Genomic DNA, 332 nt, shown 5'->3' with positions numbered 1-332 from the left:
CGCCCCAGTCGTCGACGCCCGCGCGCAGCATGAGGTCGAACTCCCCGCCGACCAGGTTCGGCGGCGCCTGCACGCTGACGGTCGACGGCATCACAAGGCGCGCAACGGCAATCGTCGCCGCGAGCTCGGTGAGGTCGGCGTCGGGCATGCCGCGCATCGCCGTGTCCGGCTTGGCGCGGAAGTTCTGGATGATCACTTCCTGGATGTGCCCGTACTGCTTGGCGACCTGGCGCATCGCGAGCAACGACTCGGCGCGCTCGGCGATGGTCTCGCCGATCCCGATCAGGATTCCGGTGGTGAACGGAACGTTCACGCGCCCGGCGTCGGTCAGC

Annotated in this window: 1 pseudogene; it reads right to left on the bottom strand. The window is 69.3% G+C overall.

The features are described from left to right. Positions 1–332 (bottom strand): annotated as a pseudogene (gene fbiC, locus B0F77_RS50345) (7,8-didemethyl-8-hydroxy-5-deazariboflavin synthase); the annotation flags it as partial.

This window comes from Lentzea kentuckyensis, from assembly GCF_002150765.1.
Taxonomy (GTDB): Bacteria; Actinomycetota; Actinomycetes; order Mycobacteriales; family Pseudonocardiaceae; genus Lentzea; species Lentzea kentuckyensis.
The sequence above is the reverse complement of the archived record's forward strand: the minus strand, read 5'-3'. Positions and strand labels throughout refer to the sequence as shown.